General features: G+C 62.1%; 3 protein-coding genes. All 3 read right to left on the bottom strand.

The features are described 5' to 3' along the window. Positions 1 to 8 precede the first annotated feature (8 nt). The gene (locus F8N49_RS25595; RefSeq protein WP_065615501.1) at positions 9 to 1943 is read right to left on the bottom strand and encodes a methyl-accepting chemotaxis protein; all 1935 of its coding nucleotides are present in this window, start codon (positions 1941 to 1943) and stop codon (positions 9 to 11) included. 139 nt (positions 1944 to 2082) lie between these two features. Continuing rightward, positions 2083 to 3372, bottom strand: coding sequence for an adenylosuccinate synthase (locus F8N49_RS25590; RefSeq protein ID WP_016771943.1), 1290 nt, complete (start codon positions 3370 to 3372; stop codon positions 2083 to 2085). A gap of 54 nt (positions 3373 to 3426) precedes the next feature. Beyond that, entirely contained in the window at positions 3427 to 4614 is a 1188-nt protein-coding gene (locus F8N49_RS25585) for an ATP phosphoribosyltransferase regulatory subunit (protein WP_016771944.1), read from the bottom strand. Positions 4615 to 4804 lie beyond the last annotated feature (190 nt).

The raw sequence follows: 4804 nt of genomic DNA, 5'->3' as shown, positions 1-4804 counted from the left end.
TTTTGATCTTAAGCGCGGAACTGCCCCAGGCTGGCTTTCAATTGCGCCGCCAGACCATCCAGCACCTTACCACTGGCCGTGGTTTCCACCACTGCCTGCGCCGCTTTCTCGGCCTGCGCATGAATCGTTTCGACGCGCCCACGCACTGCCTGTGCACCCTGCGCCTGATGCGCTGCTGCTTGCGTCGCCAGACCGATCGCCGCGTGCACCTGCTCGACCGAAGCCTGCACCGACTGCTGCAACCGCGCACTGTCGCGCAAGACCAGCAAACCTTCGCTGGCCTGCCGTCCGGCCTGACCAATCGCCTCGACGGCCTCACGTGCGCCCTGCTGCAAAGCGACGATGTGCGCTTGAATATCGCCCGTCGAGCTCTGCGTTTTGCTCGCCAGTGCACGCACTTCATCCGCCACCACGGCAAACCCACGCCCGGTCTCACCGGCCCGCGCCGCCTCGATCGCAGCGTTCAATGCCAGCAGGTTGGTCTGTTCGGCGATGCCGTGAATCACCGTCAGCACCACCTCAATCTGCTCGCTCTGCTGCGCCAGTCGCTCGATGACCTTCGCCCCGGTATCGACCTGCCCGGCCAGCGCTTCGATCAGGCTGCCGACCTTGGCGGAAGTACGAGTGTTCTCATCGGTGGCCTGACGAATATCGACAACCTGCTTCAGCGCCGCCTGCATCGCCTGACTTTCCGACTGCGCCTCGTCTGCCATTTGCGACAGCGCGCGCAGGCTTTCCGCCACTTCATCGCGCTGCATTCCGGCAGCCGCATCGGCGCCAGCGTTGCGCAAAGTCATCGCGCCGATTTCCACGCCAGTGCGCTGAGCGACATCACCCGCCTCGCGTACGATCGGCTGCAGCTTGTCGACGAAGCGATTGACCGCCGAGGCCATGTCGCCGATTTCATCCTTGCTGTTGATCTGCACACGCTTGGTCAGGTCGCCCTCGCCCGCCGCCAGATCGTCCATTGCCGCATTGAGCATTTTCAGGCGATTGACCACGCGATGACCGAGCACAACGGCCAGCAACAGCAGCACGCCGCAACCGACCAGCGCCAAGCCGAGGCCGATGCGCCAGCGCAGCGTGGCGGCAGCCTCTTGAACGGTTTGTGCGGTGTTGGCTTTCATTTCGCCAGCGGTGCCCTGCGCCGATTGCAGGCGCGCCTGCATTGCCTTGGCGCTGTCCGCCGCTGCGCCTTTGAGGCTGTCGCCGACCAGTTGATCGCTGCTGGCAATCAGCGCGAGGAAGCGCTTGTCGAGCTCGGCCAGATCGGTTTCTACCGAGGCCGTGGACACGCCCATCAGCACTTTGCCGATTTCCACGCCGTTGGGATTGATCGAGGCTTCGAGGTAGTAAACCGAAGGATCGTTTTTCGCCGCATCCAGCACCTTATCCAGCGCACGCTCGCCCTGGCCCTTTTCCAGCAAGGCCTTGTTGATCGGGTTTTCACGATTGAGATAACGGGTCAGATGCTGGCCGGTAGCGTCGTCATACACCACGAACAGCACGTTGGGATTACGCTGGGCGCGACGGGCGAACTCCGACAGCGTCGGCACGTCGCTGTCCCACATCGCACGCGGCGCTACGGATGCAAGCAACTGCGCCATGTCGTTGGCCGAATCCTTCAGATCCTTCTCCAGCGTCGCCCGCAGTTGCGCCTGCTCTTCTTTGAGGCGTGCGGACAGGCCAGCCGTGAGGCGCTGACGAGTGCTGGCCGATAACGCATCAAGACTTGAAGTGACTTCACGCCCGGCCTGCTCCAGCTCACCGGAGAGCTTCTGGCTGTCGGCACCCAGGCGCACGGCCAGATCAGCTTCGAGCGCCGTGACCGTGCTCCGCGTCAGGGCAACCGCCACCAACACCTGCACCAAAAGGGCGATACCAAGGGTAACGAACACCGGCCGCAACAAACGGCTTTGTAACAGTGAGAGAACGGCTGACACTTTAAATCCCTCTACTTCTGACGCCATTAATTTGATGGCACTCTTGTAGACAGATTCACAGCAAAGGTCATGCCGTCCAACAGGCATAAACGACAAAGGCCCCGATTAAGGGGCCTTTGTTTTTTACATCAACAACTTATCAAGCGAACGGATGACGCAGAACGATGGTTTCGTTGCGGTCCGGGCCCGTCGAAATAATGTCGATCGGCGCGCCGATCAACTCTTCAACGCGTTTGATGTAGGCACGAGCATTGGCCGGCAGCTCTTCCAGGGTCTTGGCGCCCACGGTCGATTCGCTCCAGCCCGGCACTTCTTCGTACACCGGCTGCAGGCCGACGTAGCTGTCAGCATCGGTCGGCGCAACGGCATTGCCCTGCGCGTCTTTGTAGCCGACGCAGATGTTGATGGTTTCCAGACCGTCGAGTACGTCCAGCTTGGTCAGGCAGATGCCCGAAATGCTGTTCACGTCGATAGCGCGACGCAGGATGACGGCGTCAAACCAGCCGCAACGACGGGCGCGGCCAGTGGTAGCGCCGAACTCGTGACCTTGCTTGGCCAGGTGCGCACCGACTTCGTCGAACAGCTCGGTCGGGAACGGGCCGGAACCGACGCGAGTGGTGTAGGCCTTGGTGATGCCCAGGATGTAGTCGAGGAACATCGGACCAACGCCCGAACCGGTCGCCACGCCACCCGCGGTGGTGTTGGAGCTGGTCACGTACGGGTAGGTGCCGTGGTCGATGTCGAGCAACGAACCTTGCGCGCCTTCGAACATGATGTCCTTGCCGGCACGACGCAGGTCGTGCAGCTCGGCGGTCACGTCGAGCATCAGCGGCTTGAGCAGCTCAGCGTATTCCTTGCACTCGGCCAGGGTCTTTTCGAATTCGATGGCTGGCTCTTTGTAGTAACCGACCAGCATGAAGTTGTGGTAATCCACCAGTTCACGCAGCTTGTCTTCGAAGCGCGGCATGTTCAGCAGATCGCCGACACGCAGGCCACGACGGGCAACCTTGTCTTCGTAAGCCGGGCCGATGCCGCGACCGGTAGTACCGATCTTCAGCTCGCCACGGGCCTTTTCACGGGCCTGGTCCAGCGCGACGTGGAAGGACAGGATCAGCGGGCAGGACGGGCTGATACGCAAGCGCTCGCGCACCGGTACGCCTTTCTCTTCCAGCTTGGTGATCTCGCGCAGCAGGGCGTCAGGTGCAACCACCACGCCGTTGCCGATCAGGCATTGCACGCCTTCGCGCAGCACGCCCGACGGAATCAGGTGCAAGACGGTTTTCTCGCCGTCGATCACCAGCGTGTGACCCGCGTTGTGGCCACCCTGGTAGCGCACTACGGCGGCAGCATGTTCGGTCAGCAGATCAACGATCTTGCCTTTGCCCTCATCACCCCACTGGGTGCCCAGGACTACGACATTCTTACCCATAACACTTGTCCTCATTCGCGCAAACTTGGTGCCGGCGATGGCCGGCAGGAAAACTCAAGAAGCCAGTGGCGATACTTGCCAAAGCCCGTTCTGCTGAATCAATTGCCGGTCGCAGTCCGCATCACGGGCGGCGGCCAAAGGTTGTCCAGGCAAGGCCTGAACGACACGCTGACCCTCACTGCGCAACTGGCAAACCTGCTGCCAGAGTGCCGCATCCGTACTGTCAGGCATCCAGATACCGCCAGACGGTAGCTCGATCTCAGCACGCCCCAGGGTCACCAGGGTTTTCAAATCGGTAGAGAAACCAGTCGCCGGACGGGCGCGACCGAAGTCGGCACCGATGTCATCGTAACGACCGCCCTGAGCGATGGACTGGCCAACGCCCGGCACGAACACCGCGAACACCACACCGGTGTGGTAGTGGTAGCCGCGCAACTCGCCGAGGTCGAAATACAGCGGCAGCTGCGGGAAGCGCACGGAAAGACGTTCGGCGATCGCCAGCAGATCTTCCAGCGCCGCCAGCACCGGCGCCGGGGCATTGGCCAGACGCTCGCGCGCAGCGCTCAACACTTCACGGCCGCCACACAGATCAACCAGTGCGCGCAGCATGCCGGACAGATCGGCCGGCAGGCCTTCGGTCAGGGTAATCACTTCATCGATGGCCTTGCGTTGCAGGGCATCGAACAACTGCTGCTCGACTTCACCGGACAGACCGGCGGCGCGCGCCAGACCACGGTAGATGCCGACATGGCCGAGGTCCATGTGCACGTCCGGCACATCGGCCAGCTGCAGCATGGCCAGCATCAGGCTGATGACTTCGACATCGCTGCTCGGACTGGCGTCGCCGTACAGCTCGGCGCCCAGCTGGATCGGGCTGCGCGAGGACGACAATGCACGCGGCTGGGCATGCAGGACGCTGCCGGCGTAGCACAGACGGCTCGGGCCTTCGCGACGCAGGGTGTGCGCATCGATGCGCGCCACTTGCGGCGTGATGTCGGCACGGAAACCCATCTGCCGGCCCGATTGCGGGTCGATGACCTTGAAGGTACGCAGATCCAGGTCCTGGCCCGCGCCGGTCAGCAGGGATTCCAGGTACTCGATATGGGGAGTCACGACGAACTCGTAACCCCAGCTCTGGAACAGATCCAACACCTGACGACGCGCGACTTCAATGCGCGCCGCCTCCGGTGGCAGTACTTCTTCGATGCCATCTGGCAGCAGCCAGCGGTCTACCGTTGCCATTACGCCATTCCCCTTTGATCCGGGCGGCCAGCACTAGGCGAGCCTTGAGTGAAGCAGAAAATGATCGGGGCGTTCAAAACGCACGCGCATGAACGACGCAGCGAAAGGCCGGCTGGCGGCTTCGCCCATCACTTTCCTCGAAAAACGCTCGGGCTATTCAAACCCGATGTCTGCAACAAAAACAGCAATC

It is taken from the genome of Pseudomonas sp. GXM4, from assembly GCF_008923895.1.
Taxonomy (GTDB): domain Bacteria; phylum Pseudomonadota; class Gammaproteobacteria; order Pseudomonadales; family Pseudomonadaceae; genus Aquipseudomonas; species Aquipseudomonas atacamensis.
This window is presented reverse-complemented; position numbering and strand designations above follow the sequence as displayed.

Coding starts and splice junctions, on each gene's coding strand:
- F8N49_RS25585 (WP_016771944.1), bottom strand. CDS start 4,614: ATGGCAACGGTAGACCGCTGGCTGCTGCCAGATGGCATCGAAGAAGTA.
- F8N49_RS25590 (WP_016771943.1), bottom strand. CDS start 3,372: ATGGGTAAGAATGTCGTAGTCCTGGGCACCCAGTGGGGTGATGAGGGC.